23 protein-coding genes are annotated in these 21,850 nt (G+C 74.3%); 5 read left to right on the top strand and 18 right to left on the bottom strand.

Annotation, left to right across the window (positions count from 1 at the left end):
• Window positions 1-25 precede the first annotated feature (25 nt).
• The gene (gene disA / locus BMW62_RS03075; RefSeq protein ID WP_091929353.1) at window positions 26-1,111 is read left to right on the top strand and encodes a DNA integrity scanning diadenylate cyclase DisA; all 1,086 of its coding nucleotides are present in this window, start codon (window positions 26-28) and stop codon (window positions 1,109-1,111) included.
• A 27-nt stretch (window positions 1,112-1,138) separates the two neighbouring features.
• On the opposite strand, the gene BMW62_RS03070 is transcribed toward disA, so the two are convergent.
• The gene (locus BMW62_RS03070) at window positions 1,139-1,804 is read right to left on the bottom strand and encodes a MucR family transcriptional regulator (protein ID WP_091929352.1); all 666 of its coding nucleotides are present in this window, start codon (window positions 1,802-1,804) and stop codon (window positions 1,139-1,141) included.
• 77 nt (window positions 1,805-1,881) lie between these two features.
• Here BMW62_RS03070 and BMW62_RS03065 point away from each other — a divergent pair, with 77 nt between their 5' ends.
• The gene (locus BMW62_RS03065; protein WP_211434949.1) at window positions 1,882-2,772 is read left to right on the top strand and encodes an A/G-specific adenine glycosylase; all 891 of its coding nucleotides are present in this window, start codon (window positions 1,882-1,884) and stop codon (window positions 2,770-2,772) included.
• 175 nt (window positions 2,773-2,947) lie between these two features.
• Here the strand turns inward: BMW62_RS03065 and BMW62_RS03060 are convergent, their stop codons facing one another.
• The 7 genes from BMW62_RS03060 to BMW62_RS03030 form a co-directional block, all read right to left on the bottom strand.
• The gene (locus BMW62_RS03060; RefSeq protein ID WP_091929350.1) at window positions 2,948-5,485 is read right to left on the bottom strand and encodes an ATP-dependent Clp protease ATP-binding subunit; all 2,538 of its coding nucleotides are present in this window, start codon (window positions 5,483-5,485) and stop codon (window positions 2,948-2,950) included.
• Window positions 5,486-5,977: 492 nt separating this feature from the next.
• On the bottom strand, window positions 5,978-6,328 hold the full coding sequence (locus BMW62_RS03055) for a histone-like nucleoid-structuring protein Lsr2 (RefSeq protein WP_091929349.1): 351 nt from the start codon (window positions 6,326-6,328) through the stop codon (window positions 5,978-5,980).
• A 144-nt stretch (window positions 6,329-6,472) separates the two neighbouring features.
• Window positions 6,473-7,993 carry a lysine--tRNA ligase gene (lysS, locus tag BMW62_RS03050; RefSeq protein ID WP_211434948.1) on the bottom strand — a complete coding sequence of 507 codons (1,521 nt, stop codon included), beginning with the start codon at window positions 7,991-7,993 and terminating at the stop codon, window positions 6,473-6,475.
• 11 nt (window positions 7,994-8,004) lie between these two features.
• Window positions 8,005-8,811, bottom strand: coding sequence for a type III pantothenate kinase (locus BMW62_RS03045; protein WP_091929348.1), 807 nt, complete (start codon window positions 8,809-8,811; stop codon window positions 8,005-8,007).
• Window positions 8,812-8,815: 4 nt separating this feature from the next.
• On the bottom strand, window positions 8,816-9,241 hold the full coding sequence (panD, locus tag BMW62_RS03040; protein WP_091929347.1) for an aspartate 1-decarboxylase: 426 nt from the start codon (window positions 9,239-9,241) through the stop codon (window positions 8,816-8,818).
• Entirely contained in the window at window positions 9,238-10,086 is an 849-nt protein-coding gene (gene panC / locus BMW62_RS03035) for a pantoate--beta-alanine ligase (RefSeq protein ID WP_091929484.1), read from the bottom strand. Before panC ends, panD begins: the two co-directional genes overlap by 4 nt.
• Window positions 10,087-10,088: 2 nt before the next feature.
• Window positions 10,089-11,054: a Rossmann-like and DUF2520 domain-containing protein gene (locus tag BMW62_RS03030; RefSeq protein WP_091929346.1), complete on the bottom strand. Its 966-nt coding sequence runs from the start codon at window positions 11,052-11,054 to the stop codon at window positions 10,089-10,091.
• A 275-nt stretch (window positions 11,055-11,329) separates the two neighbouring features.
• Between BMW62_RS03030 and BMW62_RS03025 the strand changes: the two genes are divergently transcribed.
• On the top strand, window positions 11,330-12,082 hold the full coding sequence (locus BMW62_RS03025) for an SDR family oxidoreductase (protein WP_091929345.1): 753 nt from the start codon (window positions 11,330-11,332) through the stop codon (window positions 12,080-12,082).
• Window positions 12,083-12,085: 3 nt separating this feature from the next.
• Here the strand turns inward: BMW62_RS03025 and BMW62_RS03020 are convergent, their stop codons facing one another.
• Window positions 12,086-13,459, bottom strand: coding sequence for a DUF6779 domain-containing protein (locus BMW62_RS03020; RefSeq protein ID WP_091929344.1), 1,374 nt, complete (start codon window positions 13,457-13,459; stop codon window positions 12,086-12,088).
• 83 nt (window positions 13,460-13,542) lie between these two features.
• Here BMW62_RS03020 and BMW62_RS03015 point away from each other — a divergent pair, with 83 nt between their 5' ends.
• A complete protein-coding gene (locus tag BMW62_RS03015; RefSeq protein WP_091929343.1) occupies window positions 13,543-14,148 on the top strand; it encodes a DUF1684 domain-containing protein in 606 nt (201 codons plus the stop codon).
• Between the two features lie 143 nt (window positions 14,149-14,291).
• On the opposite strand, the gene BMW62_RS03010 is transcribed toward BMW62_RS03015, so the two are convergent.
• The 3 genes from BMW62_RS03010 to BMW62_RS03000 form a co-directional block, all read right to left on the bottom strand.
• Window positions 14,292-15,290: a glycine betaine ABC transporter substrate-binding protein gene (locus tag BMW62_RS03010; RefSeq protein WP_091929342.1), complete on the bottom strand. Its 999-nt coding sequence runs from the start codon at window positions 15,288-15,290 to the stop codon at window positions 14,292-14,294.
• Window positions 15,291-15,433: 143 nt separating this feature from the next.
• The gene (locus tag BMW62_RS03005) at window positions 15,434-16,168 is read right to left on the bottom strand and encodes an ABC transporter permease (protein ID WP_091929483.1); all 735 of its coding nucleotides are present in this window, start codon (window positions 16,166-16,168) and stop codon (window positions 15,434-15,436) included.
• Window positions 16,165-16,866 (bottom strand): ABC transporter permease, encoded by a 702-nt coding sequence (locus tag BMW62_RS03000; protein ID WP_091929482.1) that lies wholly within the window; start codon window positions 16,864-16,866, stop codon window positions 16,165-16,167. The genes BMW62_RS03005 and BMW62_RS03000 overlap by 4 nt, the downstream gene beginning before the upstream one ends.
• Window positions 16,867-16,892: 26 nt before the next feature.
• Here BMW62_RS03000 and BMW62_RS02995 point away from each other — a divergent pair, with 26 nt between their 5' ends.
• Window positions 16,893-18,083: an ABC transporter ATP-binding protein gene (locus BMW62_RS02995; protein ID WP_091929341.1), complete on the top strand. Its 1,191-nt coding sequence runs from the start codon at window positions 16,893-16,895 to the stop codon at window positions 18,081-18,083.
• Here the strand turns inward: BMW62_RS02995 and BMW62_RS02990 are convergent.
• The 6 genes from BMW62_RS02990 to folP form a co-directional block, all read right to left on the bottom strand.
• Window positions 18,080-18,622 carry a dihydrofolate reductase family protein gene (locus BMW62_RS02990; protein ID WP_091929340.1) on the bottom strand — a complete coding sequence of 181 codons (543 nt, stop codon included), beginning with the start codon at window positions 18,620-18,622 and terminating at the stop codon, window positions 18,080-18,082. The two genes, BMW62_RS02995 and BMW62_RS02990, sit on opposite strands and share 4 nt — an antisense overlap.
• Window positions 18,616-19,542, bottom strand: a complete 927-nt coding sequence (locus BMW62_RS02985; RefSeq protein WP_091929339.1) for a helix-turn-helix domain-containing protein — start codon at window positions 19,540-19,542, stop codon at window positions 18,616-18,618. The genes BMW62_RS02990 and BMW62_RS02985 overlap by 7 nt, the downstream gene beginning before the upstream one ends.
• A gap of 64 nt (window positions 19,543-19,606) precedes the next feature.
• Window positions 19,607-20,122 (bottom strand): DUF3180 domain-containing protein, encoded by a 516-nt coding sequence (locus tag BMW62_RS02980; RefSeq protein WP_091929338.1) that lies wholly within the window; start codon window positions 20,120-20,122, stop codon window positions 19,607-19,609.
• 9 nt (window positions 20,123-20,131) lie between these two features.
• Entirely contained in the window at window positions 20,132-20,638 is a 507-nt protein-coding gene (gene folK / locus BMW62_RS02975; RefSeq protein ID WP_091929337.1) for a 2-amino-4-hydroxy-6-hydroxymethyldihydropteridine diphosphokinase, read from the bottom strand.
• Window positions 20,635-21,003, bottom strand: coding sequence for a dihydroneopterin aldolase (folB, locus tag BMW62_RS02970; protein WP_091929336.1), 369 nt, complete (start codon window positions 21,001-21,003; stop codon window positions 20,635-20,637). Before folB ends, folK begins: the two co-directional genes overlap by 4 nt.
• Window positions 20,990-21,850 (bottom strand): dihydropteroate synthase, encoded by an 861-nt coding sequence (gene folP, locus BMW62_RS02965; protein ID WP_091929335.1) that lies wholly within the window; start codon window positions 21,848-21,850, stop codon window positions 20,990-20,992. The genes folB and folP overlap by 14 nt, the downstream gene beginning before the upstream one ends.

Here is a 21,850-nt window from a genome sequence, read left to right as displayed (position 1 = left end):
TACCACTCGACCGTCAGGAGAGCTCGTGCCCGCCGCCGTGGACCCCGAGATCGCCCTGCGCGAACTCCTCGGCCGCATCGCCCCCGGCACGGCGCTGCGCGACGGCCTCGAGCGCATCCTGGCCGGCCGCACCGGCGCGCTGATCGTGCTCGGATACGACCGGGTGGTCGAGTCGATCTGCACCGGCGGCTTCGCCCTGGACGTCGCGCTCTCCGCCACCCGGCTGCGCGAGCTGGCGAAGATGGACGGCGCGGTGATCGTCTCGTACGACGGCAGCCGCATCGTCCGGGCGGGCGTCCACCTCATGCCCGACCCGACGGTCCCCACCGAGGAGTCGGGCACCCGGCACCGCACCGCGGAGCGGGTCGCCGTCCAGACCGGCTTCCCGGTGATCTCGGTGAGCCAGTCGATGCACATCATCAGCGTGTACGTGGCCGGCCGGCGGTACACCCTCGAGCACCCGACGACGATCCTCGCCCGGGCCAACCAGGCCCTCGCCGCGCTGGAGCGCTACAAGCTCCGCCTGGACGAGGTGGCGAGCACCCTCTCCGCCCTCGAGATCGAGGACCTCGTGACGGTGCGCGACGCGATGAGCGTCAGCCAGCGGCTGGAGATGGTGCGCCGGATCGCCGACGAGATCGAGGGCTTCGTCGTCGAGCTCGGCACCGACGGCCGGCTGCTGGCCCTGCAGCTCGACGAGATGCTCGCCGGCGTCGAGGAGGACCGCGGGCTGCTCGTCCGCGACTACCTCCCCGCGGGCGGTCGCCGGACCCGCACGATCGACCAGGTGCTCACCGATCTGCGGGCACTCACCGCCACCGAGCTGCTCGACCTCTCCGCCGTCGCCCGCTGCTACGGCCTGCCCACGTCACCGGACGCCCTCGACTCGCCGGTGAGCCCGCGGGGCTACCGCCTGCTCGCCCGGGTGCCCCGGCTGCCCGCCGGCATCATCGACCGGCTGGTCGAGCACTTCGGGGGCCTGCAGAAGCTGCTGGCCGCCACCATCGAGGACCTGCTGGCCGTGGAAGGCGTCGGGGAGGCCCGGGCGCGCGGCATCCGCGAGGGGCTGTCCCGGCTGGCCGAGACCTCGATCCTCGACCGCTACAGCTGATCGCCGCCCCGTCGGGGGCCGCACGCGTCAGCCGATGGTCAGCGGGGCGTCGCCGGAGACCTTGGTGTCCAGGCGGCCGCGGAGCACGTACTTCCCCGGGGAGGGCGTCACCCGCGGAGCGGTGCACGTCGGCTCGCTGGTGAGCCCGCCCCACCGGACCGGGAAGACCACCTGCTCCCCCGGCGCCAGGGTGCGCTGGTCGCTGCTGCTCTCGGGGAAGCAGTCGTTGCTGCCCCAGACCCGCGCCCCGGCGGCGTCGACCATCACGAGCTCCTGCAGCTGCTTGTCCAGCGAACGCACGCAGGGAACGGGCGAGGTGTTGACGACGACCAGCTCGAACGTCGGCTTGCCGCCCACGGGCGCCGTCCCCGGGGTGCGCACCTCCAGACCCAGCATCTCGTCGGTGCACGGACCCCCGGGGGCCGGCCCCGCCGGGACCGGCGGCTCGCTCGGCGGCGCCGTGGTGCCCGGCGTCCGGACCCCCGAGACCGCGGGCACGACGCGCTCCAGCGCCGGGGGCTCGGTCGGTGCGGCCGCGGTGGCCGGCGAAGCAGCGGACCCGCCGCCGCCGCCGGGCACCAGGGTCAGGGCGAGCCAGGTGAGGCCGCCGAGGAGGGCCAGCAGCAGCACCAGCACGGTCAGCCGGCGCCGCCAGTACACGGCTGCGGGGAGCGGGCCGACCGGGTGCAACACGCGGGGAACGCTAGTGCGCCCGGTCGGGACTGGTCCGCTCGGCACGCCGCGCCGCGCGCACGGCACACTGGGTGCCCGTGAGCCGGCCGTCCTCCCCCACCGCCACCCCGGTCGGCGAGCTGATCGTCGACTGGTACGCCACCGCCGCCCGTGACCTGCCGTGGCGGACGCCGGAGGTCGACCCGTGGGCCGTCCTGGTCAGCGAGGTGATGCTCCAGCAGACCCCCGTGGCGCGCGTGGAGCCCGTCTGGCGGGTCTGGACGGCCCGGTGGCCCACCCCGGCGGACCTGGCCGCAGAGCCGGCCGCAGAGGTCATCCGGGCATGGGGCAAGCTCGGCTACCCGCGCCGGGCGCTGCGGCTGCGGGAGGCGGCGATCGCGATCACCGAGCGGCACGGAGGGATCGTCCCCGAGGACGTCGACGCGCTCGAGGCACTCCCCGGCGTCGGCACCTACACCGCCCGCGCGGTCGCGTGCTTCGGGTACGGGCGGCGCCAGACCGTCGTCGACACCAATGTCCGCCGGGTGGTGGCGCGGCTGGTGCACGGCCGCGCGGAGGCGGGCAACGCGCGGGCCGCCGACCTCGCCGACGTCGCCGCGCTGGCGCCGGAGGACGACGCGCGCGCCGTGCGCTTCTCGGTGGCGGTGATGGAGCTGGGTGCACTGGTGTGCGTCGCCGGTACGCCACGGTGCGGCGCCTGCCCGGTGCGCGACCGGTGCGCGTGGCGGCTGGCCGGCGCCCCGCCGCACGACGGGCCGCCCCGGCGGGTGCAGAAGTTCGCCGGCACCGACCGGCAGGTGCGCGGGCGGCTGCTCGACGTCCTGCGGGCGGCGCACGAGCCCGTGGACGCCGCGGCGCTCGAACCCGCGTGGGACGACGCCGTCCAGCGGTCCCGCTGCCTGGACTCCCTGCTCACCGATGGCCTGGTCGAGCAGACAAGATGCGGGAGGTTCACGCTGCCGACGTAAGACGCCCCGCGAGGGTCGACCTGCCGGGCGGGGCCGGAGGCTCCCCGGGCAGGGCGTGCGACACGGCTCAACGCATGCGGGGTACGGCAACTGGCCGCGGTGTCGTCCGGAGGACGACAGACAGAAGGGCCGCCCCCACCTCGCGGTGGGAGCGGCCCCTTCGGTCGTGCAGGTGTTACTCGGCGGCCGCCGCCGGACCGTCCTCGTCACCCTCGGCGCCCGAGAGGGCCACCGGCGGGGTGTCGGGCAGGTCGATCGGCTTGGCCTCGCCGCGGAAGGTGAACTTCTGCGCGGGGCCCTCGGCGTCGTCGACGTCCACCACGATGATCTGACCACCGGTCAGGTCGCCGTAGAGGATCTTCTCGCTCAGCGCGTCCTCGATCTCGCGCTGGATGGTCCGGCGCAGCGGCCGGGCACCCAGGACGGGGTCGAAGCCACGGGAGGCCAGCAGCTTCTTGGCCGCAGGGGTGATCTCCAGCGACATGTCCTTGTTCGCCAGCTGGGTCTCGAGCCGGGCGACCATCAGGTCCACGATCTGGATGATCTCGTTCTCGGTCAGCTGGTGGAACACGACGATGTCATCGATCCGGTTGAGGAACTCCGGCCGGAAGTGCTGCTTGAGCTCCTCGTTGACCTTGAGCTTCATCCGGTCGTAGTTCGACTGGTCGTCGTTGCCGGCCTGGAAGCCGAGGCCGACGGCCTTGGAGATGTCCCGCGTACCGAGGTTGGTCGTGAGGATGAGGATCGTGTTCTTGAAGTCCACGACCCGGCCCTGACCATCGGTGAGCCGGCCGTCCTCCAGCACCTGCAGAAGTGTGTTGAACACGTCCGCGTGCGCCTTCTCGATCTCGTCGAAGAGGACCACCGAGAACGGCTTGCGCCGCACCTTCTCGGTCAGCTGCCCACCCTCGTCGTAACCGACGTAACCGGGAGGGGCACCGACAAGCCGCGACACGGTGAACTTGTCGTGGAACTCGCCCATGTCGATCTGGATGAGCGCGTCGTCCTCACCGAACAGGAACTGCGCCAGCGCCTTCGCCAGCTCCGTCTTACCGACGCCCGAGGGGCCGGCGAAGATGAAGGAACCACCGGGACGGCGCGGGTCCTTGAGGCCCGCCCGCGTGCGCCGGATCGCCTGGCTGACGCTCTTGATGGCCTCTTCCTGGCCGATGATCCGCTTGTGGAGCTCGTCCTCCATGCGGAGCAGACGCGTGGTCTCCTCCTCGGTGAGCTTGAAGACGGGGATGCCGGTCCAGTTGGCCAGCACCTCGGCGATCTGCTCGTCGTCGACCTCGGCGACGACGTCCATGTCGCCGGCCTTCCACTGCTTCTCGCGCTCGGCCTTCTCGCCCAGCAGCTGCTTCTCGGTGTCGCGCAGCGACGCGGCCTTCTCGAAGTCCTGGGCGTCGATCGCCGACTCCTTCTCGCGGCGGACGGCCGCGATCTTGTCGTCGAACTCGCGCAGGTCCGGCGGCGCGGTCATCCGCTTGATGCGCATCCGGGCGCCGGCCTCGTCGATCAGGTCGATCGCCTTGTCCGGCAGGAAGCGGTCGGAGATGTACCGGTCGGCCAGCGTCGCCGCGGCCACCAAGGCGCCGTCGGTGATGCTGATCCGGTGGTGCGCCTCGTAGCGGTCGCGCAGGCCCTTGAGGATCTCGATCGTGTGGGCCAGGGTCGGCTCACCCACCTGGATCGGCTGGAACCGCCGCTCGAGCGCGGCGTCCTTCTCCAGGTGCTTGCGGTACTCGTCCAGCGTGGTGGCACCGATGGTCTGCAGCTCACCGCGGGCAAGCATCGGCTTGAGGATGCTGGCGGCGTCGATCGCGCCCTCCGCGGCACCCGCCCCGACGAGGGTGTGGATCTCGTCGATGAACAGGATGATGTCGCCGCGGGTGCGGATCTCCTTGAGGACCTTCTTGAGGCGCTCCTCGAAGTCACCGCGGTAGCGGGAACCGGCGACGAGCGCGCCGAGGTCCAGCGTGTAGAGCTGCTTGTCCTTCAGCGTCTCGGGCACCTCGCCCTTGACGATGGCCTGCGCCAGGCCCTCGACGACGGCGGTCTTGCCGACGCCGGGCTCGCCGATGAGGACCGGGTTGTTCTTGGTCCGCCGCGACAGGACCTGCATGACCCGCTCGATCTCCTTGGCCCGCCCGATGACCGGGTCGAGCTTGGAGTCGCGGGCGGCCTGCGTCAGATTGCGGCCGAACTGGTCGAGGACCAGCGAGGTCGACGGGGTGCCCTCGGCGGGGCCGCCGGCCGCGGCCGGCTCCTTGCCCTGGTAGCCACTCAGCAGCTGGATGACCTGCTGGCGGACGCGGTTGAGGTCGGCGCCGAGCTTCACCAGGACCTGGGCGGCGACGCCCTCGCCCTCGCGGATCAGGCCGAGCAGGATGTGCTCGGTGCCGATGTAGTTGTGGCCGAGCTGCAGCGCCTCGCGCAGCGACAGCTCCAGGACCTTCTTCGCCCGCGGGGTGAAGGGGATGTGCCCGGACGGCGCCTGCTGGCCCTGCCCGATGATCTCCTCGACCTGCTGGCGGACACCCTCGAGCGAGATGCCGAGGGACTCCAGGGCCTTGGCAGCGACGCCCTCACCCTCGTGGATCAAACCCAGGAGGATGTGCTCGGTGCCGATGTAGTTGTGGTTGAGCATCCGGGCCTCTTCCTGGGCCAGGACGACGACACGGCGGGCTCGGTCGGTGAACCGTTCGAACATCTGCTGCTTCTCCTCTGACCGGCTGGTCCGGCACTGCCCTCCCCGTGTGGGAAGGAGCACCCGACATCCGTCGGCGCGCGGGGGCACCGGTCTTTCCACTGTAGTCGCGGACCACGCCGTCCCGTCGTCGTCCGACGGGTCCCGTGGGTGGCTGCTCGTTCCAACCACGGGCCCCGGGGTGCTGTTCCGCCCCCGTTACGCCGTGAGCGGACGGTGCACACCGTCGGCCTGTCGGCCTCCACCGCGGCCAGGTACCGGGTCGAGCTGCGTGGAGCCGAGACGAATCGACCCGCGGGTGGGGACGCTGCGCGCCCCCGCCACGCGGGTCGAAGTCCGACTACGTCGGGTGAGGTGGTGGAACGGCCCCCTCGCAGGGTCCCGGCGCGAGCGGAGCGAGTGCCGGGGGCGAGCGGAGCGAGTGCCGGGGGCGAGCAGAAGGACCTCGCCCCTCTCAGCCCTCGCACGCTCGGGCCGAGCCTCCGGACGAGGCCGTCAGTGCGCGGCCTCGTAGGCCTCGACGACGCTGGCCGGGATGCGGCCGCGGTCGCTGACCGCGTGGCCGTTCTTGCGGGCCCAGTCGCGGATCGCGCCGGCCTGCTCGCGGTCCATGCGACCGCCACCGCCGGTGGCCCGGGAGCGGCCACCACCGGAGGAACGGGTGCCGCGACCGACCTTGCGCGCCGCCGAGATGTAACGGGCGAAGGCGTCGCGCATCTCCTGGGCGTTCTTCTCCGCCAGGTCGATCTCGTACGACGTGCCGTCCAGCGCGAAACTGACGGTCTCGTCGGCCGGGAGGTTCTCGTCGAGATCGTCGCTCAGGATGACCTGGACCTTGCGCGCCATTCGTTCCTCGCTTTTCGCTACGACCCGGGGGCCGGACTGAAATAGCACCCGACGGGTGCGAGGCCTATTACAGCACGCGCACGCGGCAATAGGAAATGGCTGCGTGATTGGTCTCCCATTGGGAGCAATCGGGATACGGACCGATCAGGAACTGATTGGCCGGACCAACGGGAACAGGATCGTCTCGCGGATGCCGAGACCGGTGAGAGTCATCATCAACCGGTCCATCCCCATTCCGACCCCGCCGGTGGGCGGCATGCCGTATTCGAGCGCCTCGAGGAAGTCCTCGTCGAGCACCATCGCCTCGGGGTCGCCGGCCGCGGCCAGCAGCGCCTGCTGCGTGAACCGCTCCCGCTGGACGACGGGGTCGACCAGCTCGGAGTAGCCGGTGCCCCGCTCGATCCCGCCGATGTAGAGGTCCCACTTCTCGGCGACGCCGGCATCCGTGCGGTGCGCCCGCGTCAGCGGCGAGGTGTCCACCGGGTAGTCCATGACGAACGTGGGCTCCTGGAGCGAGGGTTGCACCAGCACCTCGAAGATCTCCTCGACGACCTTGCCGTGGATCCAGGCCGGGTCGATGCCGACCTCGTGCCGTTCGGCCAGCGCGCGCAGCCGCTCGACCGGGGTCTCCGGCGACACCGGCTCCCCCACCGCTTCGCTGACCAGGTCGAACAGCCGCACCTGCCGCCACTCGCCCGACAGGTCGAGCTCGGTGCCGTCGTGGTGGCGGGCGACGTGGTCGCCGAACAGCGCCGCGCAGCTCTCCTGGACCAGCTCACGGGTGAGGACGGCGATGTCCTGGTAGTCCAGGTAGGCCGCGTAGAACTCCAGCATCGCGAACTCCGGGGAGTGCGAGCTGTCCGCGCCCTCGTTGCGGAAGTTGCGGTTGATCTCGAAGACCCGGTCCAGCCCGCCGACGATGCACCGCTTGAGGAACAGCTCCGGTGCGATGCGCAGGTAGAGGTCGAGGTCGAAGGCGTTCATGTGGGTGCGGAAGGGCCGGGCCGCCGCACCCCCGTGCACGGTCTGCAGCATCGGCGTCTCGACCTCGATGAAGTCCCGTCGGGCCAGCCCCGCGCGCAGGGTGGACATGACGGTGGCGCGCTGCCGCACGGTGCGGCGGGCCTCGTCGCGCACGATGAGGTCGACGTAGCGGCGGCGGACCCGCAGCTCCTCGCTCATCGGCTTGTGCGCCACCGGGAGCGGGCGCAGCGCCTTGGCGGTCAGCTGCCAGGAGTCGGCGAAGACGGAGAGCTCGCCGCGGCGCGACGTCCCGACCTCGCCCTCGACGAAGACGTGGTCACCCAGGTCGACGTCGGACTTCCAGGCGGCCAGCGCCTCCTCGCCCACGCGGTCGCGGGAGAGCATCACCTGGAGCTCGGCGTCCCCTTCACGCAACGTGGCGAAGCAGAGCTTGCCGGTGTTGCGGAAGAAGATCACCCGGCCGGTGACGCCGACCCGCTCGCCGGTCATCGTGTCCGGCTCCAGGTCGGGGTGGCCGGCGCGGACCGCGGCGAGCGTGGTCGTGCGCGGGACGCTCACCGGGTAGGGGTCGACCCCCGAGTCGCGCAGCCGGTCGAGCTTGGCGCGGCGGACCCGCATCTGCTCCGGCAGCTCCTCGCCGCCGTCGTCGCCGCCCGTACCGTTCGGTCCCACGTCCGTCACGGGGGCTCAGCCTACGGGGCGGCCGGCCGCCGCTCGGCGGCCTGCTGCCGCTGGAACGCCAGGCGCAGCCCGTGCACGGTCAGGTCGGGCTCGCGCTCGCCGATCGTGCGGCAGCTGTCCACCAGCAGCGGCGCCAGCCCGCCGGTGGCGACGACGACCGGCGCGGTGCCGAACTGCGCGACCAGCTCCGCCGAGATGCGGCCGACCAGTCCGTCGACCAGACCGGCGAACCCCAGCACCAGCCCCGACTGCAGGGCGGCGACGGTGTTCTTGCCGATGGCGTGCGGCGGGCAGCTCAGCTCGACCGACCGCAGCTGCGCCGCCCGGTTGGCCAGCGCGTCGCGGCTGACCTCGACCCCCGGGGCGAGCGCGCCGCCGAGGAACTGCCCGTCGGGGCCGACGGCGTCGACGTTGGTGGAGGTGCCGAAGTCGACGACGACCACCGGACGCCGGCCGCCGTCCGGTGCGCGGCCGAACAGCTCGGCGGCCGCCAGGGCGGTGACCACCCGGTCGGCGCCCACCTCGCGGGGGTTGTCCACGTGCAGCGGGACGCCGGTGCGCACGCCGGGCCCGATCAGCACCACCGGCACCTCGAGGGAGTCCAGCAGCTGGCGCAGCGCCGGCAGCAGCGCGGGCACCGTCGAGCAGGCGGCGACGCCGGTCACCTCCGTGTCGCGGAGCAGACCGCGCCACAGCATGCGCAGCTCGTCGGCGGTGGCGCGGGGCGCCGTCGTCACCCGCCAGCAGCCGACCCGCCGGTCGCCGTCGAAAGTGGCGAGGACGGTCTGGCTGTTGCCGACGTCGACGGTCAGCAGCACCGCGTCACCGGATCGGGACGCCGAGGTCGCTGCGCCGGTGGTCGGTGGCGCCGGGCACGGGGGCCGACGGGTCGCCGCCGAGCTCGACGACGCGGTTGGCGCCGTCGACGTGCACGACCTTGGGGAGGTAGCTCTTGGCCTCGGTCTCGTCCATCAGGCCGTAGCTGATGAGGATGACCATGTCGCCGGGGTGGACCAGGTGCGCGGCGGCACCGTTGATGCCGATGACGCCGCTGCCCCGCTCGCCGGGGATGACGTAGGTCTCGAGGCGGGCGCCGTTGGTGATGTCGACGATCGCGACCTGCTCGCCGGGCAGCAGGTCGGCGGCGTCGAGGAGGTCCTCGTCGACGGTCACCGACCCCACGTAGTGCAGGTCGGCCTGGGTGACCGTGGCGCGGTGGATCTTGGACTTGAGCATCGTGCGCATCATCGGGGGCCTCCCAGTCGGACTGCCGTGTTGTCGAGGAGCCGGGTGCTGCCCGCGCGGACCGCGACGAGCAGGCGGGCGGGGCCGGCGGCCGGCGTCGGTCCCAGATCGGTATCGGTCAGCTCCAGGTAGTCCTGCAGCAGGTCGGGCGCCTCGGCCAGGACGGCGCGGGCGGCGGCCAGGACGGCGTCGGGCCCCTGCGGGCCGGCGTCGGCGCCCGCGCGCAGCGCCCGGTGCAACGTCGCGGCACGGGCCCGCTGTTCCGGCGAGAGGTAGCGGTTGCGGCTGGACAGCGCCAGGCCGTCGTCCTCCCGGACGGTCGGGATGCCGACCACCTCGACGCCGAGGGCGAGCTCCCGGGCCATGGCCCGGATGAGCGTGAGCTGCTGGTAGTCCTTCTCGCCGAACAGCGCGAGGTCGGGCCGCACGAGGCCGAACAGCGTGGCGACGACGGTCAGCACGCCGGCGAAGTGGCCGGGGCGCACCGCGCCCTCGAGCACCGACCCCAGCGGCCCGGGGTCGACGGTGACGCCTGCCCCGCCGGGCGGGTAGACCTCCTCGACCGGCGGGTGGAAGACGACGTCCGCGCCCTCCTCGGCCAGCGCGGCGAGGTCAGCGCCCCAGGTGCGCGGGTAGCGGTCGAGATCCTCACCGGGGCCGAACTGCGTCGGGTTCACGAACACCGAGACGACGACGCCGCCGGCCCGCTCCCGGGCGGCGCGGACCAACGTGCGGTGCCCCTCGTGCAAGGCACCCATGGTGGGCACCAGCGCGATCGGGCCGGGGAGCGCGGCCACCAGCCGGCGCAGTTCGGCGGCGGACCCGGCGACGGCCGGACGGGTGCCCACGGTCACCGCGACCCCGCCGGGTCGTCGTGCCGTGCGGCGGCGAGGACGTCGAGCACCGGCGCTGCGTCGTGGGTGCGCAGCCGGCCGGCCGCCACGGCGCGCTCGGCGGTCCGCTGCGCCATGGCGACGTAGGCGGCCACCGACGCGGGGGCGCGCTCGCCGAGGGTCCGCAGGTGGTGGTCGACGGTGCCGGCGTCGCCGCGGCTGACCGGCCCGGTGAGCCCCCGGTCGCCCCGGCGCAGGCCGTTGTCGAGCGCGGCGGTGAGCAGCGGGGCCAGCACGCGACCCGGCTCGGCCACGCCGGCGGTGCGCAGCAGGTCCGCGGCCTCGGCCACCAGGGTGACCAGGTGGTTCGCGCCGGTGACCAGCGCCGCGTGGTACAGCGGGCGGTCGGCCTCGGCGACGAAGAACGGCTCACCGCCCATCTCCAGGACCAGGGTCTCGGCGACGGGGCGGTGCTCGGGCCGGCTGGTCACGCCGAAGGGCGCGCCGTCGAGCCGGTCGGCGTCCTCGGGGGCACCGGTGAAGGTCATCGCCGGGTGCAGCGCGAGGGCGAGCACCCCGGCCTGCTCAGCAGGGGCCAGCACGGCCAGCCCGTGCGCCCCGGACGTGTGGAGGACCAGCTGCCCGGCGCGCCAGGCCCCGGTCCCGGCCAGCCCGGAGACGAGCCCGGCCAGGGTGTCGTCGGGGACGGCGAGGACGACGAGGTCGGCGGCGGCCACCACGGCGTCGGCCGGCAGCAGGGGGACGCCGGGCAGCAGGCGCGCGGCGCGCTCGGCGGAGGCGGCGGACAGGCCGGAGGCGGCGACGACGTCGTGGCCGGCGGTGGCGAGGGCGGCGCCCAGGACGGCGCCGACGCGGCCGGCGCCGATGACGCCCACGCGGAGGCGGGCGGGCGCGTCGGACGGGCGGGCGTGCGTGCGGGCGGGGCCCAGCAGCGAGCGGACGGTCCTGCGGGCAGCAGGCATCGGTGCACCTCTCGTTCCAGTCCCTGGCGGGTACCGGACGTCGGGATCGATCCCCGGGGATCGCGGTGGTCGTGCGGGCGGAGCTCCGGCTCGTCGTCCGCTGCAACCGTTCCGTGTCACGCGGGCGACCTGCCGATGGCGAGTGTGTGACGCCCGCGCGGCCGTCGCAACGCCTGGTCGCTGTGTCGTGGCTCACGCACCTCGGTACACCCGCCCGAGTGCCCCCGCGCGCGCCGCCCTACCGTGACGGCCGGCACATCGGCGAAGGAGGCAGCGTGCACACGTTCGAGGGAAAGACCGCACTGGTCACCGGCGGCAGCCGCGGCATCGGCCTGGGCATCGCCCGGAGCCTGGTGGAGCGCGGCGCCCGGGTGGTGCTCACCGCCCGGAAGCCCGATGCGCTGGCCGAGGCGGTGGAGTCGCTGGGCGGACCGGAGGTCGCCGTGGCGGTGGCCGGCAACGCCGGCGACCCGGAGCACCGGGCCGCCGCGGTGCGCACCGCGGTCGAGACGTTCGGCAGCCTCGACGCGCTCGTGGGCAACGTCGGCATCAACCCCGCGTACGGGCCGCTCATGGACCTCGACCTCGACGCCTGCCGCAAGATCCTCGACACCAACGTCGTGGCCTCGCTCGGCCTGGCGCAGGAGGCCTGGCGCGCCTGGATGGCCGAGCACGGCGGCGCGGTGCTGTTCGTCGCCTCGGTGGCCGGGCTGCGCTCGTCCCAGGAGATCGGCGCGTACGGGGTGAGCAAGGCGGCGCTGATCAACCTGACCACCCAGCTGGCCGTCGAGCTCGCCCCCAAGGTGCGGGTGAACGCGGTCGCCCCGGCCGTGGTGAAGACCCGCTTCGCCGGCGCGCTGTTCGAGAACCGGGAAGCCGAGGTCGCTGCGGTCTACCCGATGGCGCGCCTGGGCACGCCGGAGGACATCGGCGAGGCCGCGGCCTACCTGCTGGGCGATGGCGCGGGCTGGGTCACCGGCCAGACGCTCGTCCTCGACGGGGGCGGGCTCTCCCGCGGACCGCGCTAGGGGTCAGCGGCCGAGGACCCGGGCCAGGACGTCGTCGCTCTCGCCGTCCTCCCGGTACCGCCGCCGGCGGCGACCGCCCGAGGCGGGGGTTGCGCCGTTCTCGGCCAGGATCTGCGCGAGGCGGACCGGGGTCGCCGGGCGGTCCGGCTCCTGCGGCGCCGCCCAGGTCGGCGTGACCGCGGGCTGGGCGGTGGTGGGGGCGAACTCGGCGAGCGGTGCCGGCTCCACCGCCTCGTCGGTGCGCCGGCGGCGCGGCGCGTCGTCGATGCGGGGCGGCGCGGGGGGCTCGACGAACGACCGGGCGGCCAGCCACTCCAGCGGCGACGGCGGAGCGGCCGGCGGCGACGGGGGCAGCGTCGACGACGGCGTGACCACCGGCGAGTGCACGGTGACCGGCGGCTCGGCCACGCCGCGCCGCAGGGCGGCCGAGCCGAGGTAGGGGTCGTCCTCGTGCGCCGCGGCGCGCTCGTGGCGGCCGAAGCCCGATGGCGCGGACGGGCGGCCCGGCACCGGCGGCACGGGCGGTCGCACCGGCGGGGGCGGCGCGGCCGCGCGCACCGGCGGCGGGACGGGGGCGGACGGCGGGACCGCGGACCAGGTGCTGGTGCGCACCTGCTCGAACTGCTGGGTGGGGCGCGGCTCGTCCAGCCGGATCGCCGGCCACCCCCCGGTGAGCTCGCGCGGCGGGGCGTCGTCGCTCCACGGCGCGCCCTCGAGGGTGCGGGCCGACCCGTCCAGCCGGCTGGCCTGGGTGCGCATCACGATCCGCTCGACCAGCATCTCGCTGGACAGCTGCTCGGCGAGCTCGGCGCGCAGCCGACCCATGTCCTCCCGCAGTGCGCCCAGCTGGCCGAGCTCGGCCCGCAGGCCCGCGAGCGCGGCGACGTCGTCGCGGAGGGCGGCCACGCGGGCGACCTCGTCGCGCAGCTCGCCCAGCGCCGCGATGTCACCGCGCATGCCGGCCACGCGGGCGACCTCGTCACGGAGACCGGTCAGCGAGGCGATCTCCCCGCGCAGCGCGTCGAGCTCGTCGCGCATCGCGTCCTCGGCCTCGCGGCGGAGCTCGTTCTCCAGCTCCAGCTCGTACTCCCGGCGCGCGGAGACCTCGCGCTCCAGCTCCAGCTCGTAGGCGCGGCGCAGCTCCGCCTCCCGGGCCGCGGCGCGCGCCCGGTCGGTGCCGCGCCGGCCGGCGGCGAAGGTGGCGAGCACGAACGCCCAGGCCACGGCGACGACGGCGACCCGCAGCAACTGGGCGTTGTCGGTGAGGAAGACGGCGAGCGTGGCGCCGACGGCGAGCACGAACCCGCCGGCCTGCAGGAGCGCCCGGGTGCCGGCGAGGGCGGGGCCGCGGGCGACGTCGTCCTCGCGGCGGGGCATGGCACCCAGCGTAGCGACGAGTGGCGCTCACCGGGAGGAAGCGCACCCGTGCCCACAGTGGTCGCAGGTGTCACAGTGCTGGGGTGACCCTCTCGCTGCTCGACTGGCGCCGCCGCGTGGCCGCGCTGCACGCCGACGTCCGCGCCCACCCCGATGCCGAGCAGGGCTGGCTGCGGTGGCGGGAGGGCCGCGACGAGCTGTTCGCCGGCCACCCGCAGTCGCCGCTGGACGCCTCGGGGCGGGCGGCGTTCCGCGGGTTGCCGGTGGCGCCGTACGACCCGGCGCTGCGGTTCGAGCCCGTCCTCGAGCCGGTGGCGCCGCTGCGGCTGGAGATCCCCACCGCCGCCGACGGCATGGTGCCGCTGGACCGGATCGGTGCCGTCGACCTGCCCGGTGTGGGCCGGCTCGACGTCTGGTGGGTGGCGCTCTACGGCGGCGGGATCTTCCTGCCGCTGCGCGACGGCAGCGCCGGCGACACGACCTACGGCGGGGGGCGCTACCTGCTGGACACCGTGAAGGGCGCCGACCTCGGGGGCGACGGCGAGCGGCTGGTGGTCGACCTCAACTTCGCCTACCACCCGTCCTGCGCCTACGACTCGCGCTGGTCCTGCCCGCTGGCACCCGAGGGCAACCGGGTGGAGACGCCCGTCGCCGCCGGGGAGCAGCTGCCCCCCGGCGGCTGGTACTGAGCTGCTGGAACGGCCTCCGTGCAGGGTCCCGCCGCGAGCTTGCGAGCGGTGGGGGGCACGGGGGTCCTTCTGCTGATCAACAAGGGTCCTGGCTCACGGTCGACGGTGAGCCAGGACCCCTGGTGGTGAGCCAGGACGGTCGATCAGCCCTGGGCGAGGAACCCGGCGGAGCTGAAGACCAGGCCGATGGAGACCTCGCCCTGCTCGATGGCGGCGCGGGTCAGCGGGCCACCGGCGTCCAGCTCGCGGAAGTCGGCGAACTCCAGGCCGTAGGTCTCCTCCAGCCCGGGCTGGCAGAACGGGCGGGTCGGGCACTCGGCCGGACCGCCGAGGACCAGCGAGCCGTCGCCGCACGCCTCCGCCAGCTCGGAGAGGGTGCTGACGCCGAGCTCGTCGGCGAAGGCCTGGGTGACCGCGAACGCGTTCTGGTCGGCGGCCTCCGACGGCTCGCCGAACACCAGGCCGGCCTCCGCCGCGAGCGGCTCGAGCGCCTGCCGGGTCTCCTCGACGTCGCCGCTGGCCACCTGGTTGGCGTCGTCGCCCTCGAGGAACTCGGTGGCGGTGGCCAGGTACTCGGGGAAGACCTGGATCTCACCGTTGATCAGGGCCTGCATGTACAGCTCGCGGTTGCCGACCTCCTGCACGGTGGCGTCGAAGCCGGCCAGCTGCAGCACGTCGGCGTAGACGTTGGCGAGGATCGACGACTCGGGGAAGTTGGCCCCGCCGACGGTGATCGCCCCGCTGCCCTGCTCGAGGGCGGCGGCGTCGATGTTCTCCTCGACCCAGCCGGCCGCGACGTCCTCGGCGCTCTCCCGCTGCACCTCCACCGCGGCGTTGAGCTGGATCAGCTCCTCGGTCGTCATCTCGGCGGAGACCTGGTTCAGCACGGGCAGCAGCGCCGGGTTGGCCTGCGCGGCCTGCGCGTTGACCGCCGGGATGATGTTGTCGGCGTTCTGCAGGCCCTGGTCGTCCTCGAGGACGACGAGCTGGTCGCCGGCGACCGGGGCGCAGGCGTCACCGGAGGCCTGGCCACCGCCGGTGTCACCGCCGCCGCCGGTGCCCGAGGAGCCCGACTCCCCGCAGGCCGCGGTCAGCGCGACCGCGAAGACGAGTGGAGCCAGGGTCTTGATGCGTGCGCGCATGGTTGGACGCCCCGCCTTCTGTGTCCCGTGCCGGACCGGCACGCGTGTCTGGCGGGAGGATTCCCGCGCGCTCCATCGAACCGTCCCGTTGTGCACGACGCAATCGGGTTCCCGCCCCTGGGAGCTTCGTTACCGAGGTGTGATCACTGGGGCACGCCGGTAGCGGTCAGCTCGGGCTCGCCGCGCACGGTCCGCCGCCGCCCCGGCACGAAGGGCAACCGCCGCGGGCCGGGCCGCACCGCCCAGGTGAGCCCCACGAGCACCAGCTCGGTGAGCAGCGCCAGCACCGCGATGAGGATCGCGCCGGCGATGATCAGCCCGTAGTCCTGCTGCCCGAAGCCGAGGTTGACCACCCGCCCCAGGCCGCCCCCGCCGACGAGGGCGGCGAGCCCCGCCGTGGCCACCACCTGCACGGCGGCGGTGCGCACGCCGGTCATGACCAGGGGCAGCGCCAGCGGCAGGTCCACCCGGCGCAGCACCTGACCCCGGGTCATGCCCATGGCACGGGCCGCCTCCCGGACGTCGCCGTCCACGCCGCGGAACCCCACGTAGGTGTTGGTCAGGATCGGGGGGAACGCGAACACGGCCAGGGCGATCGCCGTGGCCCGGTTGCCGAAGCCGATCGGGCTGACCGCGAAGAGGGTGAGCAGCGCGAGCGTCGGCACCGCCCGGCTCACGTTCGACAGGACGACGACCGCTCCCCCGCCGCGCCCGCTGGTGCCCAGCGCGATGCCCAGCGGGAGCGCGAGGACCAGCGCGGCGAGGACGGCGGTCCCGGAGACGGCCAGGTGCTCGACGAGCAGGTCCAGCAGCCCGCCGGGCCGGGTCCAGTTGAACGGGTCGTTGAGGTAGACGACCGCGTCACCGAAGCCGGTCACGACCGCGCCCTCGCCCACGGGGTGAGGAAGCGTTCGGCCCCGGCGAGCAGCAGGTCGGCGACGAGCGCCAGCAGCACGCAGCCGACCGCCCCGGTGACGATCTCCGCCCGGTAGAAGTTCGAGTTGAAGCCGCCGAAGATCAGCTGCCCGAGCCCGCCGTGACCGACCAGCACCCCCACGGTGGTGAGTGCGACGGTGGACACCGTGGCGATGCGGAGCCCCGCCATGAAGGCCGGCAGGGCCAGGGGGAGCTCGATCTGCCAGAACAGCCGGAACCGGCCGTAGCCCATGCCCTGCGCCGCCTCGCGCACGTCACCGGGCACGCCCTGCAGCCCCGTCAGGAAGTTGCGCACCAGGATCACCAGCGAGTAGACGACCAGCCCCACCAGCACCGTCGTCGCCGTCAGCCCCGTGAACGGGAAGATGAGGGCGAACATCGCCAGCGACGGGATCGTGTAGACGATCGAGGAGAAGCCCAGCACGGGGCCGGCCAGCCACCGGACGCGGCGGGCGACCAGCGCCAGCGGCAGCGCGATCAGGGCCCCGATCACGACGGCGGCGACGGTCAGCCTGACGTGCTCGCCGAGGTACCGCAGAATGGTGTCCCAGTTGTCGACCACATAGGTTGCGTCGAACCAGGGATTCGGCGCCGCGTCCGCGGCGAGGACCGCGGACGTCCCCGCTTCGGCGCTCAGCACCGGGCGCACACCAGGAGGACCACCCCGTGGACGCTACTGCGCACGCTCCCCGGTCCGCGAGCGGATCCGGCGAGGCGGTGGAGATCCGGCTGGACGGCGTGAGCAAGGTCTACGCCGACGGCACCGTGGGGGTGGCCGAGCTCGACCTCACCTTCGCGGCGGGCGAGCTCACCGTGCTGGTCGGCCCCTCCGGCTGCGGCAAGACGACCACGATGAAGATGATCAACCGGATCATCGAGCCCACCACCGGCCGCATCGTCATCGGCGACGACGACGTCACCCGCGCCGACCCGGTGGAGCTGCGCCGCCGCATCGGGTACGTGATCCAGAACGTCGGGCTCTTCCCGCACCAGACGATCCGCGCGAACGTCGGCACCGTCCCCCGGCTGCTGGGCTGGGGCAAGGAGGAGACCCGGGCGCGGGTCGACGAGCTGCTCGCCACCGTGGGCCTGGACCCGGCGGTGCACGGCGACCGCTACCCCGGGCAGCTCTCCGGCGGGCAGCGCCAGCGGGCCGGCGTGGCCCGGGCGCTGGCGGCCGACCCCCCGGTGCTGCTGATGGACGAGCCGTTCTCCGCCGTCGACCCGGTGGTGCGCGAGCGGCTGCAGGCGGAGTTCCTGCGGCTGCAGGCCACCGTGCGCAAGACCATCGTGTTCGTCACCCACGACATCGAGGAGGCCGTGCGCATCGGCGACCGCATCGCCGTCATGAGCGAAGGTGGCCGGGTCGAGCAGTTCGCCACGCCCGCCGACCTGCTGGGCCGGCCGGCGAACGGCTTCGTGGCCGACTTCGTCGGCGCCGACCGCGGCCTCAAGCGGCTGGCCGTCACCGGGATCGACGCCGAGGACCTGGAGCACCCTCCGGTGCTGCACGCCGAGGACGGGCTGGCCGACGCACGGGCGGCGCTGCAGCGCTCCGGTGCGCGCTGGGCCGTGGTCCTCGACGACGCCGACCACCTGCACGGCTGGCTGTCGCTGGACCGCGCCGCCGGCACCGGGACCGTCGGCGCCGCGGCCCGGCGCATGGAGGCCTGGGTGCCCCGGGACGCATCGCTGAAGGCGGCGTTCGCGACGATGCTGCAGCACGAGGCGGGCTGGGTCGCCGTCCTCGACGGCGACCAGTTCCTCGGCGTCCTCACCCCCGAGTCGCTGCACTCGGCGCTGCGCCGCTCGGTGGAGGGCCGGGTCCCCGAGACCGCCGGCGCCGCCTCCGCCTAACGCGGGCGGTCCTCCAGCAGCGGGCCGGCCACGCGGTACCGGGCGCTGACGAACGAGCCGTTCACCGCCGCCTCCACCAGCTCGAGGTCCAGCCGCCGCGGCAGCAGCGGTCGCCCCGCGCCGAGGGTCACCGGTGCGATCGAGACGACGACCTCGTCGAGCAGCCCGGCCTCGGCGAACTGGCCGGCCAGGTCTCCCCCGCCGACGAGCCAGAGCTCCCGGTCGCCCGCCGCGGCGGTCATCTCGGCGTGCACGGTGCGGACGTCGCCGGAGGTGAACCGGACGTCGCGGCCGGCCGCCGGCAGCTCGCGGTGGGTCATCACCCAGGTCGGCAGCGTGAACGGCCAGGACCCGTTCTCGTGTTCCAGCACCCACTCGTAGGTCGTGCGGCCCATGACCAGGGCGCCGACCCGGGCCATGAAGGCGTCGAAGCCGAGCTCTCCGGCGTCGCCCTGCTTCTGGCGGAAGAGCCACTCGAGGGAGTCGTCGGGGTCGGCGATCCAGCCATCGAGGGTGGTGGCGGTGTGGTACGTCAGCACGGGGTGCCTCCCGGGGTGTCGCCGCGCCGCGCGCGGAGCCAGAGGATGGGATCGCCGGTACCGGCCTCGTGGCCGGCCGTCCGCAGCAGGTGCCGCACCAGCTGGCGCCGGTGGGCCGAGTAGGTGAGCACGTGCGCGACGACGCTGCTGAGCACGAAGCTCTCCGGCGGGTCGCAGAGGGCGTCGACCAGCCGGTCGTCCCAGCCGCCTCGGCGGTCGATCTCCCGCACCGTGGCGAGCCACCGCGGGGCGACCGCGTCGTGCCGCGCCAGCAGCGCGGCGGCGTCGGGGTCGTCGGCCCGCTCGGGGAGGTCGCGGCCCTCGATCGAGGCCAGCCAGACCTCCACCGTGAACACCAGGTGCTCGAGCACGGTCTGCACCGATTCCTCCGGGCCGTCCCACGGCAGCACGACCAGGCCGGGCAGCCGCTGGGCACGGAAGGCCTCGTCGGTGAGCCCCTTCGCCACGTCGATGAGGTACCGGGTGTCGTCGAGGCCGTGGGCCACCAGCTGCTCGGTGAGCGGGTTCATCGCGTGCTCCGTGCTCTGCACCCACAGGGAGGTGGGCGGGTGGAAGTGGATGCCGTTGGGCGCCGGCAGCCAGTGCCCGGACCCGGCGTCGACCGCGCTGGGCGGCCGGCCGTAGGCGCGGGTGAAGGCCCGGCTGAACCCCTCCACCGACTCGTAGCCGGCCGCCCATGCGGCGTCGGTGACGCTGCTGCCCTGCTGCAGCTGCCAGGCGGCGCGCTCCAGCATCACCCGCCGCCGCATCGCCACCGGCGCCTCGCGGGCGTCGCGGGACAGCGTGCGGCTGAAGTGGAACGGCGAGGCGTACGCGTCGCCGGCCATCTCGGCGAGGGTGTGGTTCTCCTCGTCCAGCACTGCGTCGAGCAGCTCGCGGAGCCGGTCACGTCCCGTCATGCGTCCAGGGTGCTGGCTCGACCGGCGCCGGCGCTTGACCGTTCTTGCGCGGCACCCGATCCGGTTAGGCCGCCACCCCCGGGGACGGCTCGTCGTCGGCCGAGCCGGGCGGGACCCGGCAGGCGGTTTCCAGCCGCAGCGCCGCGGCGACCAGGGCGAGGGAGGCCAGCAGGCCCAGCGACGCGGTCACCGTGTCGCTCCCGGCCGCCTGCAGCCGGCCGACCGCGGGGCCGGCGTAGGCGAGCACGCCGAGCCAGATGCCGGTGAAGACCCCACCCACGTAGGCGCTGGCCTGGGCCAGCACCGCCAGCCGCGCGACCAGCATCGGCTCCACCGGGCGGACGCCCGCGGCATCGCGCCCGGTGGGGCCCCGGCCCGCCCGCGCCTCGCGCAACGCCTGCAGCCGGGTGCGGAGCACCCGCGCCCCCAGCGCCTCGGCGAGCGCCAGGACGGCCACCGGCGCCGGCAGCCACCAGCGCAGCGGCGGCAGGTCCCCGTACCAGGCACGGACCAGCAGCCACGCGGCGAGCGTGAGCCCGAGCGCGAGGACGACGAGGTCGCGGCGGCGGACGGGGGTCACGGCCGGCGCCTAGTGGAGGTGGTCCCAGCGCACGACCGCCGCCACGTCGGCGGGGTCGAGCGCGGCCACCAGGTCGGCGACCCGGCCGCGGCCGGGCAGCACGGCGGTCGGGTCCAGGACCGCCCAGGGCACCAGCACGAACGCCCGCTCGTGCGCCCGCGGGTGCGGCAGGGTCAGGGCCGGGTCGTCGGAGATCACCGGCGCGCCGTCGTCCCCGGTCACGGTGACCACGTCGACGTCCAGGGTGCGGGCGCCCCAGCGCACCTCGCGGGTGCGGCCGGCCGCCTCCTCCAGCTCCTGGGCCCGCGCCAGCCAGCCGCCGGCGTCCCGGTCGCCGCGGACGACGGCGATGGCGTTCAGGTACGGCGGCTGCTCGACCGGCCCCCACGGCGGGGTCTCGTAGAGGGTGGAGCGGGCGACCAGCACGCCGTCGCCCTTGAGCGCCGTGAGCGCGGTGCGCAGCTCGTTCGCGCGGTCACCGAGGTTGGCGCCCAGGGAGAGGACGGCGCGGCTCATGCGCGCTCGCGCCGGATGGTGACGGCGACGTCGTCGAAGGGCACCCCGAGCTCCGCCTCCGGCTTGTGCACGGTGATCTCGACGGCGTCGACCAGCTCGTCGGCGAGGCAGACGTCGGCCAGCCGCTGGGCGAGCGTCTCCAGCAGGTGGACCGGCTCGCCGGACAGCACGTGGTGCAGCTGCTGGGCGAGGTCGGCGTAGTTGACCGTGCGCGCCAGGTCGTCGTCGGCCGCGGCCGCCGAAGTGTCGAGCTCCAGGACGGCGTCGACGCGGAACACCTGCCCGCGCTCGCGCTCGAAGTCGTAGACGCCGTGGTGGGCGTGGGCGCGGACCCCGCGCACGGTGATGCGGTCAGGGGTGGCCACGGCCGGCTCCTCTCGCCGCGCGCACGGCGGCCACGGTTCGGACGGCGTCCACCGAGGCAGCGGCGTCGTGGACGCGTACGCCCCAGGCACCGGCCTCCGCGGCGAGCACCGTGGTGGCGAGGGTCGCGGCGTCGCGCTCCTCGGCCGGGCGGGGCTGGGCGTCGGGCCCGGCCAGCAGCCGGCCCAGGAACGTCTTGCGGGACGCGCCGACCAGCACGGGCAGCCCCAGGATCACCAGCCGGTCCAGCCCGGCGAGCAGCGCCCAGTTGTGCTCGGCGCGCTTGGCGAAGCCCAGGCCCGGGTCGAGCACGAGCTGCCCGGGACGCACGCCGGCGGCGACGACGTCCTCCACCCGGGCGGTCAGCTCGGCGCAGACCTCCGTGACGACGTCGCCGTACTGCGCGGCCGCGTACATCTCCCGGCTGTGCCCGCGCCAGTGCATGAGCACCCACGGCACACCGGCCTCGGCGATCAGGTCGGCCATGTTCTTGTCCGCCAGCCCGCCGCTGATGTCGTTGACCAGCACCGCGCCCGCGTGCAGCGCCGCCTCCGCCACCTCGGCACGGGTGGTGTCGACGCTGGTGCGCACCCCCGCCGCGGAGAGCTCCCGGATCACGGGGACGACGCGGCGGGACTCCTCCTCGGCGTCGACCCGGTCGGCGCCGGGACGGGTCGACTCGCCGCCGACGTCGACGTAGTCCGCGCCCGCGGCGTGCATCGCCAGGCCGTGCGCGATCGCGCTGCCCGCGTCGGCGAAGCAGCCGCCGTCGGAGAAGGAGTCCGGAGTGACGTTGAGGACGCCCATCACCAGGCAGCGGCCCGGCCGCGGCAGCTCCGCCGCGGTCAT

Source organism: Blastococcus sp. DSM 46786, assembly GCF_900109665.1.
GTDB classification, from domain to species: domain Bacteria; phylum Actinomycetota; class Actinomycetes; order Mycobacteriales; family Geodermatophilaceae; genus Blastococcus; species Blastococcus carthaginiensis.
Note: the sequence above shows the minus strand (reverse complement) of the source record. Positions and strands in the feature narration are given on the sequence as shown.

Coding starts and splice junctions, on each gene's coding strand:
- BMW62_RS03060 (WP_091929350.1), bottom strand. CDS start 5,485: ATGTTCGAACGGTTCACCGACCGAGCCCGCCGTGTCGTCGTCCTGGCC.
- BMW62_RS03055 (WP_091929349.1), bottom strand. CDS start 6,328: ATGGCGCGCAAGGTCCAGGTCATCCTGAGCGACGATCTCGACGAGAAC.
- panD (WP_091929347.1), bottom strand. CDS start 9,241: ATGATGCGCACGATGCTCAAGTCCAAGATCCACCGCGCCACGGTCACC.
- BMW62_RS03030 (WP_091929346.1), bottom strand. CDS start 11,054: ATGCCTGCTGCCCGCAGGACCGTCCGCTCGCTGCTGGGCCCCGCCCGC.
- BMW62_RS03020 (WP_091929344.1), bottom strand. CDS start 13,459: ATGCCCCGCCGCGAGGACGACGTCGCCCGCGGCCCCGCCCTCGCCGGC.
- BMW62_RS03010 (WP_091929342.1), bottom strand. CDS start 15,290: ATGCGCGCACGCATCAAGACCCTGGCTCCACTCGTCTTCGCGGTCGCG.
- BMW62_RS02985 (WP_091929339.1), bottom strand. CDS start 19,542: ATGACGGGACGTGACCGGCTCCGCGAGCTGCTCGACGCAGTGCTGGAC.
- folK (WP_091929337.1), bottom strand. CDS start 20,638: ATGAGCCGCGCCGTCCTCTCCCTGGGCGCCAACCTCGGTGACCGCGCG.
- folP (WP_091929335.1), bottom strand. CDS start 21,850: ATGACCGCGGCGGAGCTGCCGCGGCCGGGCCGCTGCCTGGTGATGGGC.